General features: G+C 67.9%; 9 protein-coding genes and 1 pseudogene. 7 read left to right on the forward strand and 3 right to left on the reverse strand.

Going from position 1 to position 12,738, the window contains the following annotated elements; all coding sequences use genetic code 11:
* Positions 1-24: 24 nt before the first annotated feature.
* From KYG_RS20625 to KYG_RS20640, 4 genes are all read left to right on the forward strand, one after another.
* Entirely contained in the window at positions 25-3,207 is a 3,183-nt protein-coding gene (locus KYG_RS20625) for an efflux RND transporter permease subunit (protein ID WP_008906872.1), read from the forward strand.
* 39 nt (positions 3,208-3,246) lie between these two features.
* Positions 3,247-3,960, forward strand: coding sequence for a protein-L-isoaspartate O-methyltransferase (locus tag KYG_RS20630; protein ID WP_008906873.1), 714 nt, complete (start codon positions 3,247-3,249; stop codon positions 3,958-3,960).
* Positions 3,961-3,988: 28 nt separating this feature from the next.
* Entirely contained in the window at positions 3,989-4,342 is a 354-nt protein-coding gene (locus KYG_RS20635) for a rhodanese-like domain-containing protein (RefSeq protein WP_008906874.1), read from the forward strand.
* 96 nt (positions 4,343-4,438) lie between these two features.
* Positions 4,439-5,776 (forward strand): TolC family outer membrane protein, encoded by a 1,338-nt coding sequence (locus KYG_RS20640; RefSeq protein WP_008906875.1) that lies wholly within the window; start codon positions 4,439-4,441, stop codon positions 5,774-5,776.
* A 27-nt stretch (positions 5,777-5,803) separates the two neighbouring features.
* On the opposite strand, the gene KYG_RS20645 is transcribed toward KYG_RS20640, so the two are convergent.
* Genes KYG_RS20645 through KYG_RS20655 form a run of 3 tightly spaced genes read right to left on the reverse strand, consistent with a single transcriptional unit; the run spans position 5,804 to position 9,389 of the window.
* The gene (locus KYG_RS20645; protein WP_008906876.1) at positions 5,804-7,144 is read right to left on the reverse strand and encodes a 3-deoxy-D-manno-octulosonic acid transferase; all 1,341 of its coding nucleotides are present in this window, start codon (positions 7,142-7,144) and stop codon (positions 5,804-5,806) included.
* 20 nt (positions 7,145-7,164) lie between these two features.
* Complete coding sequence (locus tag KYG_RS20650; protein WP_008906877.1) at positions 7,165-7,941, reverse strand: carbon-nitrogen hydrolase family protein; 777 nt, start codon at positions 7,939-7,941, stop codon at positions 7,165-7,167.
* 59 nt (positions 7,942-8,000) lie between these two features.
* Positions 8,001-9,389: a phosphomannomutase/phosphoglucomutase gene (locus KYG_RS20655; protein WP_008906878.1), complete on the reverse strand. Its 1,389-nt coding sequence runs from the start codon at positions 9,387-9,389 to the stop codon at positions 8,001-8,003.
* A gap of 131 nt (positions 9,390-9,520) precedes the next feature.
* On the opposite strand from KYG_RS20655, the pseudogene KYG_RS20660 reads away from it, so the two are divergent.
* From KYG_RS20660 to KYG_RS20670, 3 genes and pseudogenes are all read left to right on the forward strand, one after another.
* Positions 9,521-11,082, forward strand: a pseudogene (locus KYG_RS20660) (DNA-3-methyladenine glycosylase 2 family protein).
* 62 nt (positions 11,083-11,144) lie between these two features.
* On the forward strand, positions 11,145-11,693 hold the full coding sequence (locus tag KYG_RS20665) for a methylated-DNA--[protein]-cysteine S-methyltransferase (RefSeq protein WP_008906880.1): 549 nt from the start codon (positions 11,145-11,147) through the stop codon (positions 11,691-11,693).
* On the forward strand, positions 11,690-12,616 hold the full coding sequence (locus KYG_RS20670) for a DMT family transporter (protein ID WP_008906881.1): 927 nt from the start codon (positions 11,690-11,692) through the stop codon (positions 12,614-12,616). The genes KYG_RS20665 and KYG_RS20670 overlap by 4 nt, the downstream gene beginning before the upstream one ends.
* Positions 12,617-12,738 lie beyond the last annotated feature (122 nt).

The following is a 12,738-nucleotide window of genomic DNA, read 5'->3' on the forward strand; positions in this document are numbered from 1 at the left end:
TTGCCCTGACGACCCCGACCCGCCATGTGGTTCACCAAAGTCAGCCTCCAAAACCCCGTGTTCGCCACGATGGTGATGCTTGCCATCGTCGTGCTGGGCTTGTTCTCGTACCAGCGCCTCAAGGTCGACCAGTTCCCCAACATCGACTTCCCGGTGGTGGTGGTCACCGTGGACTACCCCGGTGCGTCGCCGGAAATCGTCGAGAGCGAAGTCACCAAGAAGATCGAGGAAGGCGTCAACTCGATCGCAGGCATCAACGCCCTGACCTCGCGCAGCTACGAAGGCACGGCGGTGGTCATCATCGAGTTTCAGCTCCACATCGACGGCCGCAAGGCCGCCGAGGATGTGCGCGAGAAGGTGGCCACTGTGCGCCCCATGCTGCGCACCGAGGTCAAGGAGCCGCGCGTGCTGCGCTTTGACCCGGCCAGCCGGCCCGTCTGGTCCCTGGCCGTGCTGCCGGACGAGAACTCCGGCCGCAGCGCGGTGGAGCTGACCACCTGGTCCGAGCAGGTGCTGAAAAAGCGCCTGGAAAACGTGCGCGGTGTGGGCGCGGTGAACCTGGTGGGCGCCACCAAGCGCGAGATCAACATCTACCTCAACCCGCAGGCGCTCGAAGCGTTTGGCGTGACCCCCGACCAGGTGGCGCAGGCCGTGCGCAACGAGAACCAGGACCTGCCCGTGGGCTCCATCCGGTCCCTCGCGCAGGAGCGCGTGGTGCAGATCGACGCCCGCATGGAGCGGCCCGAGGACTTCGGCAAGATCATCGTCGCCCGCAAGAATGGCGCGCCGGTCCGCCTGGACCAGGTCGCGCGCGTCAACGACGGCGCGCAGGAAGTGGAGAGCTTGGCCCTGTACAACGGCCAGCGCACGCTGCTGCTGTCGGTGCAGAAGTCGCAGGGCGAAAACACCATCGAGGTGGTGGACGGCCTGAACGCTGCGGTCGTCGAGCTGAAGAACCAGCTGCCCCCCGGCGTGCGGCTGGAGACCATTGGCGACAGCTCCCGCCCCATCCGCGTGGCGGTGAACAACGTACGCCAGACGCTGATCGAGGGGGCGATCCTCACGGTGCTCATCGTGTTCCTGTTCCTGAACTCCTGGCGCTCCACCGTGATCACCGGGCTGACGCTGCCGATTGCGCTGATCGGCACGTTCCTGTTCATGAACATGTTCGGCTTCACCATCAACATGATCACGCTGATGGCGCTGAGCCTGTGCGTGGGGCTGCTGATCGACGACGCCATCGTGGTGCGCGAGAACATCGTGCGCCACGTGCAGATGGGCAAAGGCGCCTACGCGGCCGCCATGGACGGCACGCAGGAGATTGGCCTGGCGGTGCTGGCCACCACGCTGTCCATCGTGGCGGTGTTCATGCCCATCGGCTTCATGGGCGGCATCATCGGCAAGTTTTTCCACGAGTTTGGCATCACCATCGTCGCGGCGGTGATGATCTCGATGTTTGTGAGCTTCACGCTCGACCCCATGCTGTCGAGCATCTGGCACGACCCGAGCATCCACGCCCACGGCCAGAGGGCGGTGCCCGTCACCTTCTACGACAAGACCATTGGCCGCGTCACGGGCTGGTTCGACCGCGCTACGGATGCGCTGGCCGAGGGCTACCAGCACATCCTGCGCTGGTCTCTGGTGCACAAGCTGAGCACCATGGCCATTGCGCTGGCCATTTTTGTGCTGAGCATCTTCATGGTGCCGCTGCTGGGGACCGAGTTCGTGCCCAAGGCGGACTTTTCGGAAACCTCGCTCAACTTCTACACCCCTGTGGGCTCGTCGCTCGAAGCCACCGAGGCCAAGGCCAAACAGGTCGAAGGCATCCTGCGCGAGATGCCCGAGGTGCGCTACACGCTCGCCACCATCAACACCGGCAGCGCCCAGGGCAAGATCTACGCCAATATCTACGTGCGCCTGGTGGACCGCAAGGACCGCAGCCGCAGCGTGGACCAGATGTCCGACGTGCTGCGCGAACGCCTCAAGACCGTGCCCGGCATCACCGTCACCCACGTGGGGCTGCTGGATGCAGTGGGCGGCCAGAAGCAGGTGGAGTTTTCGCTGCAGGGCCCCGACCTGCAGGAGCTCGAGCGCCTTACAAAGATCGTCACCGAGAAGATCCGCGACATCCCCGGCCTGGTGGACCTGGACACCAGCGCCAAGCCTGACAAGCCCGTGATCGCGCTGGAAATCAAACGCGATGCGGCCTTCGATCTGGGGCTGTCGGTGGCGCCCATGGCCGCATCGCTGCGCACCCTGGTGGCGGGCACCACCGTGGGCAACTGGCGTGCGCCCGACGACCAGACCTACGACGTGAATGTGCGTCTGGCGCCCGAGGCGCGCACCCAGCCGGCCGACCTGGAGCGCCTGCCCTTTGCGCTGACCGCTGCCGACGGCAGCACACGCATCGTGCGCCTGAACCAGGTCGCCAGCGTGACCGAGTCCACCGGTGCCAACCAGATCAACCGGCGCGACCTGACGCGCGAAGTGGCGGTGAACGCCAATGTCGCGCAGCGCTCTGCGGGCGAGGTATCGGCAGACATCAAGACGGCGCTGGATACCGTGGCTTTCCCGCCCGGCTACCGCTACCAGTTTGGCGGCTCCACCAAGAACATGGCCGAATCGTTTGGCTATGCCATTTCGGCGCTGGTCATGGCCATCATCTTCATCTACATGATCCTGGCCAGCCAGTTCAAGAGCTTCTTGCAGCCGCTGGCGCTCATGACATCGCTTCCGCTCACGCTGATTGGCGTGGTGCTGGCGCTTCTGATGTTCCGCTCCACGCTGTCCATGTTCTCGATCATCGGCGTGGTGATGCTGATGGGCCTGGTCACCAAGAACGCCATCTTGCTGGTGGACTTTGCCATCCGCGCCCGCGAAGAGCACCCGGATGACCAGGGCCGCCTCGTGCCTGGCCTGCCCCGTGCCGACGCCCTGCTGCTGGCCGCCCGGGTGCGGCTGCGCCCCATTCTCATGACCACGCTGGCCATGATTTTCGGCATGGTGCCGCTGGCATTCGCGTTGTCGGAAGGGTCCGAGCAGCGCGCGCCCATGGGCCAGGCGGTGATCGGCGGGGTGATCACCTCGTCGCTGCTGACCCTGGTGGTGGTGCCGGTGGTGTACTGCTACATGGACGACCTGGCCCAGTGGGCGCTACGCAAGATGGGACGCGCCCCGGCAGCGCCTAAAATCGAAGGTTTGTCCTGATCGCCCCGATCGGCCCTGCACCTGCCCCACGGAGAAACCATGAACCTGCCCCTGAACTCGCTTGCCAACATCAACGATCCGGTTGCCCAGGCGCGCTACAACATGATCGAGCAGCAGATCCGTCCCTGGAACGTTCTGGACGCGGATGTGCTGGACCTGCTGGCGGTGGTGCGCCGCGAGGATTTTGTCCCTCCGGCCTACCGCAGCATGGCGTTCATGGACATTGAAATCCCCCTGCTCGGCAACGACGCCGAAGAGGCCGTGCGGCTGGGCCTGAGCATGCTGCAGCCGCGCGTCGAAGCGCGCATCCTGCAAGACCTGCAGATCCAGCCGACAGACCGTGTCCTGGAGATTGGCGCAGGTTCGGGCTACATGGCAGCCCTGCTGGCCGCCCGCGCCGAGCGTGTGGTGTCGCTCGAAATCCACCCCGTCCTGGCCGAAATGGCCCGCGAGAACCTGCGCGACGCGGGCGTGCACAACGCCGATGTGCGCCTGAACGACGGCGCCCGTGATGCCATTCCCGACGGCCCGTTCGATGTGATCGTGCTGAGCGGCTCGGTGGCCGAAGTGCCGACCGCCCTGCTTGCGCTGCTGCGCGACGGTGGCCGCCTGGGTGCCATCGTGGGCGGCGAGCCCGTGATGCGCTTCACCCTGACCCGCCGCACCGGCGACCGCTTTGAGACCACTTCCCCGTGGGACACCATCGCGCCGCGTCTGGTGAACTTCCCCGAGCCTTCCGGCTTCACATTCTGAGTCTGGTTCCGCCCCTTCGGAGTTTTGCATGATCGATCACGTCCGCCCCGCACAGTTGTTGGCCTGGTTTGCCGCCGCATCCGACGGCAGCCAGCCCCTGGTGCTGGACGTGCGCGAACCCTGGGAGCTGCAGACCGCCAGCGTGCGCCCCGACGGCTTTGAGCTGGTGGCCATCCCCATGGGCGAGCTCACTGCGCGGCTGGCCGAGCTGGAGCCCGCCCGCCAGGCCCAGCGCCCCATCGCCTGCCTGTGCCACCACGGCGCCCGCAGCCTGCGGGTGGCCGGGTTCCTGCAGCACCACGGGTTTGAGACAGTGGCCAATATCTCGGGCGGCATCGATGCCTGGTCGCAGGAAAGCGACCCCGCTGTGCCGCGCTATTGAAGCGCAGCCATTCGCCGCCTCTGACCACGCCGCTCACCACGCGCTCACCACCCGTTTGGCCCCCATTCGATCCGCAGACTCTTCCGAAGGACCTCCATGACCCCGCATCGGCCCCTTTTCCTGTCCCTTCTGTCGCTGGCGCTTGGCGCCGCGCTGTGCGCTCCGGCGCATGCCCAGAGCCTGCTGGAGCTGGTGGAATCGGCCCGCACCTATGACACCACCTGGCAGTCCGCCCGCGCCCAGCTCGATGCCGCAGCGCGCCGTGCCGACCAGGCCCGCGCGGGCCTCTTGCCCAGTGCCGGGCTCACGGCCGGGCTCAGCCGCGCCAATGTGGAGCTGAGCCGCCCACCGGTGGAGAACACCGGTACCCAGCAGACCCTGGGCGTGCAGGCATCGCAGCCCCTGTTCCGCCCGGCCAACCGTATCGGCTTCGAGCAGGGCCAGCGCGGCATCGATGTGGCCCAGGCCCAGCTGGACGCCGCCACACAAGACCTGCTGGTGCGCGTGAGCCAGGCCTACTTTGACGTGCTGGCGGCGCAGGACACCCTGGCCTTCGTGCGCGCACAGAAGGTGGCGGTGTCCGAGCAGCTGTCGTTCGCCAAGCGCAACTTCGAGGTGGGTACCACCACCGTCACCGATTCGCGTGAAGCCCAGGCCCGCTACGACCTGGTGATTGCCCAGGAGATCGCCGCCGAGAACGACCTGCGCGTCAAGCGCCTGGCGCTCGATCAGCTGGTGGGCATCAGCGGCGCCGACCCCCGCCCCCTTGCGCTGCCCGTGCCATTGCCCACGGTACAGCCCGACAACGTCACCACCTGGGTGGACACTGCGCGCGACCAGCAACCCGGCGTGCGCCAGGCCGCAATCGCGCTCGACATTGCCCGGCTCGAAACGAAGAAGGCCGAAACCGGCCACCTGCCCACGGTGGATCTGCAGGTGGGCTACAACGTCACGCGCAATCCCAACGGCACGGTGCAGTCGCCAGGGCTGAACAGCCGCACCAACAGCGCGAGCGTGGGCGTGGCGCTCAACCTTCCCCTGTTTGCGGGCTTTGCGGTGCAAAACCGCGTCAAGGAAACGCTGGCGCTCGAAGAAAAAGCCGCCGCCGACCTCGAAACCACCCGCCGCAACGTGGCCCAGGCCACCCGCGCCGCGTTCTTTGGTGTGCAGTCGGGGCTGGGCCAGGTGAAGGCCCTGGAAGCCGCCGAGGCCTCCAGCCAGAGTGCGCTGGATGCCAACAAGCTCGGCTACCAGGTGGGTGTGCGCATCAACATTGACGTGCTCAACGCGCAAAGCCAGCTCTTTCAGACCAAGCGCGATCTGGCCCAGGCCCGCTACAACGTGCTGCTCGGCACGCTGAAATTGCGCCAGGCGGCGGGCACGCTGACGCAGCAGGACATTGAGGCGATCAACGCCTTGCTCATCAAGCCCTGACGGGGTTGGCGGACGGGCCGCGCGGAGCTACCCGGCGGCTTGCAGCACGGCCTGCACCGCCTGCGCCGTAGCCCGGGCCGCTCCCCGGTGCGCCGTGGCAAAACGGCTGGCACGTTCGCTGGCCGCGGCCTGCTCCGGGGCATCCGTCGCCAAATGGGCCGCGAGCGCCATGCCTGCGGCCATGTCGGGCACACGCTGCGCGGCACCTGCCGCGCAGGCCAGCTCGGCCGCCTCGGCAAAGTTGAAGGTATGCGGCCCCAGCACCACGGGGCGGCCGCAGGCGGCGGCCTCGATCAGGTTCTGGCCGCCCAGGGGCGCAAAACTGCCACCCAGCAAGGCCACATCGGCCAGACCGTAGTACAGCGCCATTTCGCCCAGTGAATCCCCCAGCCACACATCGGCCGCCTCGGGTTCTGCCGCCCAGTGGCTGCGGCGCGATACGGTGAGCCCAGCGCGCTGGAGCAGCTGTTGCACCTCGTCAAACCGCTGGGGGTGGCGCGGCACGATGAGCCACTGCACGCCGTTCGCTATATTATTAATAGCTATTTGCGCTTGTCCATCAAGCGCTGACGCCTGTTTTGGCTTGAAGTTTTCGAGCCACATCGCCTCCTCGCCCTCCCGGCTGCTGGCCAGCAGCACCACGGGGCGCCCGGTGTGGGCGTGCCAGGCCCGACCCTGGGCGATCTGGCGGGTGTCGGGCACCACGTCAAACTTGAGGTTGCCAAACACGCCGCGCACCGGGGCGCCGATGGCCCGCAGGCGGGTGGCGTCGTCTTCGGTCTGGGCCCAGGCAGCGGTCAACCCCCCATAGGCGGGCCGGGCCAGCGCTGCCAGGCGCTGGGCCTTGTGCAGCGATTGGGCGTTGAAACGCGCATTGGCCAGCACCAGCGGCACGCCACGCTGCTGGCAGCCCGCCACCAGGTTGGGCCAGACCTCGGTTTCCATGAGGATGCCGATGGCCGGGCGAAAGGTGCGCAGAAAGCGCGCCACGGCGCCCGGTGTATCCCAGGGCTGCCACACTTGCACGTCGCCGGGCAGCAGAAGCTTTTCGCCCTCGGCCCGCCCGGTGGCCGTGCCATGGGTGAGCAGCAGGCGCATGCCCGGAAGCTGCTCGCGCAGCTGGGCCAGCAAGATGGCGGCGGCACGGGTTTCGCCCAGCGATACGGCGTGGACCCAGACAAACTGGCCTATCGGATCGACGCTGTGGTGCGACACCATGCTGTCCATGGGCACTGGATAGCGGCCAAAACGCTCGTCCACCGCATGGGCGTAGCCAGGTTCGGCCACGGCGCGGCGGCGCAGCTTGCGGCGCAGCAAGGGCTGCGCGCACCAGGTCACCAGTGAATACAGGGCGCGGGCAGCGTTCATGCGGGGGATCGACCAGCAGATCAGCCGACCAGCTCCACCACCCCGCCCATCCAGCCGCTGTCGCCCCGTGCCGCCCACACCAGGCTGGGGCTGTCATCGGGCGCGGCTGCCACGCAGTGGCCACCGGGTGACCAGAAGGCACTGCGTCCCGCGCTCACGTAGCCGCCAGAGGGCCCGCTGTAGTTGGCCACCAGCACCGCCATGTCGTGGTCGTGGGCATAGCCTTGCAGCAGGGCCGATTCGGTCCCATAGGCCTTCTCGGAAATCAGCACGCCCGCCGCGTAGAGCGCAGCGCCCGCATTGCTGGCGGCCAGGGCGTGTTCGGGGTGGGTGATGTCGGCACACACGGCCAGCGCCGTGGGTTCACTGGCCAGCAGCAGCACCTGGGCGTCGTCGGTGCCAGCACTGGCGAACTGCTCCTCGCTGGGGTGCAGGTGGCGCTTGCGGTACAGCGCCACACTGCCGTCGGCCCCGAGCACCCAGGCGCCAATGGCGGGCAAGGCGCCCGCCACCACCGGCGCAGCCGGGGCGCCCACCACCAGGGTGATGCCATGTTGCTGGGCAGACTGCCGCAAGGGAGCCAGAGCGGCATGGTCGGCCGACAGCACGTTGGCCGCCAGCAGGTTCGGTTCATACCCTGTGAGCGACAGCTCGGGAAACACCAGCACCAGCACACGCTCGTGCACCGCCGCCCGCACAAAGGCCAGGTGCGTTTGCACGTTGCGCGCCACATCACCCGGCGCCGAGGGCGACTGGGCAGCGGCAACACGCAAGGGGGTGGACAGTGACGGTTTCATGCGGGGCGGTTCAACAACAAATACAGAAAGAGGGGCGCGACGGGTTCGACGATTTGGCGTCAGTGGCTGGCGGCGCCCACGTGCGCATCGGGCTTGACCCGGTGCAGCAGGGCCAGCATGGCCGCTTCGATACGGGCCAGGGCCTCGGGGGTGTGGCCTTCAAAACGCAGCACCAGCACCGGCGTGGTGTTGCTGGCGCGGATCAGGCCAAAGCCATCGGGCCAGTCCACGCGCAGACCGTCGATGGTGCTGATGGCGGCAGGCGCGGCAAAGGTCTCCGCGGCCAGGGCCTGCAATTCAGCCGTGAGGCGATGTGGTTCGCCCTCGGCGCAGGCCACGTTCAGCTCGGGGGTGGAGTGGCTGGTGGGCAGCGCATTGAGCACCGCGCTCGGGTCGGCGCTTTTGCTCAAGATCTCCAGCAGGCGGCAGCCGGCATACGTACCGTCGTCAAAGCCGTACCACCGTTCCTTGAAAAAGATGTGGCCGCTCATCTCGCCGCCCAGCGGGGAGTTTGTCTCCTTCATGCGCGCCTTGATGAGCGAGTGGCCGGTCTTGAACATCACCGGCACGCCGCCCGCGGCCGCAATGGCAGGCGCCAGGCGCTGGGTGCACTTCACGTCGAAGATGATTTCGCCGCCGGGCACGCGCGAGAGCACGTCTTGCGCAAACAGCATCATCTGGCGGTCGGGGAAGATGTTGGTGCCTTCCTTGGTCACGATGCCCAGGCGGTCGCCGTCGCCGTCAAACGCCAGGCCCAGCTCGGCGTCGCTGGCCTTCAGGGCCTCGATGAGGTCACGCAGGTTCTCGGGCTTGCTCGGGTCGGGATGGTGGTTGGGGAAGTTGCCGTCCACCTCGGAGAACAGCTCGATCACCTCGCAGCCCAGGGCGCGGAAGATGTCCGGCGCCGAGGCACCGGCAATGCCGTTGCCGCAGTCCACCACGATCTTGATCGGGCGGGCCAGTTTCACATCGCCCACGATGCGTTCGCGGTACGCGGGCAGCACGTCCACAGGGCGCACCGAGCCGCCGGGCAGCAGCTGCCAGGTTTCCTGCTCCATGGTGCGGCGAAGCTGCTGGATTTCTTCGCCATAAATGGCGCGGCCGTTCAGCACCATCTTGAAGCCGTTGTAGTCCCTGGGGTTGTGGCTGCCCGTGACCTGAATACCGCTGGCACACAGCGTGCTGGCTGCAAAGTACAGCAGCGGCGTGGTCACCAGGCCCACATCGATCACCTCCATGCCCGCCTCCACCAGCCCCTGGATCAGCGCACCCGAGATGGCCGGGCCTGACAGGCGCCCATCGCGCCCCACTGCCACGGTGGTCTGGCCTTCGGCGCGGGCTGCCGTGCCAAAGGCCCGGCCCAGGCCGAGAGCAACTTCTTCGTTGAGCGTGGACGGCACAATGCCGCGGATATCGTAGGCTTTGAAAATGGCGGGTGTGGGCTGCACGCAGGGGCCTTTCGCGATGGGTTGACACGGTCTTGAAGTCCGCAGCATTGTAGGCGTGGCACTTTGGCCGCCGCTGGGCACATGTCCGAAAACGGCCAGTGCACGGCCGCCGGCCTCCTATCATTGGGCGCATGACCTCGCCTGCCCTGCCCCTTGCCGCCGATACCGCCCGGGACGAAGGCCGCTACCTGGCCGTGCTGGCGCGTGATGCACGGTTTGACGGGCATTTCTTCACGGCCGTGACCTCCACCGGCATCTACTGCCGCCCGGTGTGCGCCGTGCGTGCGCCCCGGCGCGAGAACTGCCGTTTTTTGTGCTGGCCGCGCAGGCGGAAAGCGCCGGGTTTCGCCCCTGTCTGCGCTGCCGGCCCGAAGTCGCCCCGCAGGCGCTGGTGTGGTCGGTGCAGGACGCGAGCAACATCCTGGTGCAGCAGGCCGTGCGCCTGCTGGATGCCCCCGACCTGTGGCCCGCGCCGACCGCGCCGGGCGAAGGCAGCGCCACCGTGGCCCGGCTGGCCGCACGCCTGGGTGTGAGCGACCGGCACCTGCGCCGTATTTTTGAGGCGGCCCTGGGCGTGTCGCCCTTGCAATACCTGCAGACACGCCGGCTGCTCACGGCCAAACAGCTGCTCACCGACACCCCCATGCCCGTTACCCAGGTCGCTTTGGCCAGCGGCTTTGCGAGTGTGCGGCGCTTCAATGCAGCGTTTTCGGGCCACTATGGCCTGAACCCCACACAGCTGCGGCGCAGCGGCACCACCGCAGGGGCGCAATCCACCAGCACGCTGCGCCTGGCCTGGCGCCCGCCGCTGGATGTGCCTGCGCTGCTGGCATTTTTTGAACGGCGGCAGTTCCACGGCGTGGAATGGGTGGTGCCGCAGGAGGCCACGCTGCGGCGCACGGTACGTCTGCCCGCCTCCTGCACCGGCCTGACGGGCGAAACCACGGGCTGGTTCAGCGCACGCTTTGACACGGCCCGCCACCAGGTGCTGCTGCAGACCAGCGACAGCCTGTACCCCGTGCTGCCGCTCGTGATCCGCCGCGTGCGCGCCATGCTCGACCTGGACGCCGACCCCGCGGCCATCAACGCCGTGCTGCACGCGCACTTTCCGCAGGGCGACGGCTTGCGCGTGCCCGGTGCGTTCGATGGCTTCGAGCTGGCCGTGCGCGCCGTGCTGGGCCAGCAGATCACCGTGGCCGCTGCTCGCACCCTGGGCCAGCGGCTGGTGGAGCGGCTGGGTGAGCCCATCGAAACGCCCTGGCCCGGCCTGAACCGCCTGTTCCCCACCGCTGCCACGCTGGCAGCGGCCGACGGAGATACCTTGGGCCAGCTGGGCATCGTGCGCCAGCGCCAGGCGGCCATCGTGGCCCTGGCCCGCGCTGTGGAGGGCGGCACACTGGCCTTGCACGCGGGTGCCGACGTGGCCAGCACCACGGCCGCGCTGTGCCAGCTCCCGGGCATTGGCGACTGGACGGCCCAGTACATCGCCATGCGCGTGCTGCGCTGGCCGGATGCGTTTCCGGCCGGGGATGTGGCGCTGCACAAGGCCCTGGGCGTGCAGGGGCACAAGAACCCGGCCCGCGCCGCCGCCGAGGCCTCGCAGGCCTGGCGGCCGTGGCGCAGCTATGCGGTGCTGCGCGCCTGGGCGGCAGGTGCAGCTGCGCCAGCGCCTTCACAACTATCAAAAACATAGCTGCCAGCGCATATCCAGCAAGCGCTGGAGGCCAATTTCATCTAAAAATCCAGATTTCAACCATGCAATTTCATCCCCACACCGTGCAGTTGCGCACTTCCACCCTGCTCGGGCCCGTGCGCCTGGCGGCATCACCTACCGGCCTGGCGGGCGTCTGGTTTGAGGGCCAGCGGCACGAACCCGGTATGCAGCTTTACGGCCCCGCCGCCTGGCCGTGCGTGCCCGGCCACGCGCTGCTGAAGGAGGCGGCCCAGCAGCTGGAGCAATACCTTGCCGGTCAACGGGCGGGGTTTGACCTGCCACTGGACTTTTCGGGCGGCACGCCCTTCCAGCAGGCCGTGTGGCAGGCCCTGCTGGCGATCGGCCGGGGCGCCACCACCAGCTATGGCGCCTTGGGCCGCCAACTGGGCCGCCCCCTGGCCGTGCGCGCCGTGGGCGCCGCCGTGGGGCGCAACCCCCTCAGCGTGGTCGTGCCCTGCCACCGCGTGGTGGGCTCGGACGGCAGCCTGACGGGCTATGCCGGTGGCCTCGACCGGAAGACGGCCTTGCTGAGGCTGGAGAATGCGGGGCCTGCCACCGCCTACAACTTTCCACCGCAAGGATTCGCATGAACAGCCCCGGCAACCAGCCCGTATCCACCTGGATCGGCGAATTCATTGCGCTGGCGGCGCTCTGGGGCGCATCGTTTCTGTTCATGCGGCTGGGCGCTTCAGAGTTCGGGCCCCTGCCCACGGCCGGGTTGCGCGTGGCCCTGGCTACGGTGTTCCTCTGGCCGATCATGCTGCGCCAGGGCCACGGCGGCGCGCTGCGCCAGCACTGGCGCCCCATTCTGTTCGCGGGGGTCATCAACTCGGCCATTCCGTTTGCATTGTTCTCGTGGGCGGTGCTGCACATTGCCACGGGGTTGACCTCCATCCTCAACGCCACGGTGCCGCTGTTTGGCGCGCTGGTGGCCTGGGCGTGGCTGGGCGACCGCATCAACCGCCTGCGCTGGCTGGGGCTGGCGCTGGGTTTTGTGGGCGTAGCCCTGCTGGCGTGGCGGGCGCCATCGGGCACGGGTTTCAAGACCGACAGCGCCCACTGGGCCATCGCCGCCTGCCTGCTGGCCTCGGCGTTCTATGGGCTGTCGGCCAGCTTTGCGCGGCGCTATCTCACCGGCATTCCACCGCTGGCCACTGCCACCGGCAGCCAGCTGGGTGCGGCGCTGGGCCTGGCCCTGCCCACGCTGTGGTTCTGGCCCGCGCAGATGCCCGGTTTGCGCGCCTGGGGCGCCATTCTGGCCATAGCCGTGCTGTGCACCGGCATTGCGTACATCCTGTACTTCCGCCTGATCGCCAGCGCCGGGCCCAGCCGGGCTCTGGCCGTGACCTTCATCACCCCGGTGTTTGCGGTGCTGTACGGCGCGCTCTTCCTGGGCGAGCGGATTACCCCCTGGATGATGGGCTGCGCCCTGGTGATCGTGTGCGGCACCCTGTTGTCAACCGGACTTATCAGGACGCTTCCCCTGCTGCGACCCGCCCCTGAACGGCCCTAAACTTGGCGCATGGGTTTCTCACCGGGCGTTTGCCATCTGACCGAGTCCGCCTGCGGCAGGGGGTGGGGCCCTGCCACCCACACCAACGGCGGCGCCCCACGCGCTTGGTGGCCTGCGCGTGT

This window comes from Acidovorax sp. NO-1 (assembly GCF_000238595.1).
Lineage (GTDB): Bacteria > Pseudomonadota > Gammaproteobacteria > Burkholderiales > Burkholderiaceae_C > Acidovorax.

Coding starts and splice junctions, on each gene's coding strand:
- KYG_RS20665 (WP_008906880.1), top strand. CDS start 11,145: ATGCAATTTCATCCCCACACCGTGCAGTTGCGCACTTCCACCCTGCTC.
- KYG_RS20670 (WP_008906881.1), top strand. CDS start 11,690: ATGAACAGCCCCGGCAACCAGCCCGTATCCACCTGGATCGGCGAATTC.
- KYG_RS20630 (WP_008906873.1), top strand. CDS start 3,247: ATGAACCTGCCCCTGAACTCGCTTGCCAACATCAACGATCCGGTTGCC.
- KYG_RS20645 (WP_008906876.1), bottom strand. CDS start 7,144: ATGAACGCTGCCCGCGCCCTGTATTCACTGGTGACCTGGTGCGCGCAG.
- KYG_RS20635 (WP_008906874.1), top strand. CDS start 3,989: ATGATCGATCACGTCCGCCCCGCACAGTTGTTGGCCTGGTTTGCCGCC.
- KYG_RS20640 (WP_008906875.1), top strand. CDS start 4,439: ATGACCCCGCATCGGCCCCTTTTCCTGTCCCTTCTGTCGCTGGCGCTT.
- KYG_RS20650 (WP_008906877.1), bottom strand. CDS start 7,941: ATGAAACCGTCACTGTCCACCCCCTTGCGTGTTGCCGCTGCCCAGTCG.
- KYG_RS20625 (WP_008906872.1), top strand. CDS start 25: ATGTGGTTCACCAAAGTCAGCCTCCAAAACCCCGTGTTCGCCACGATG.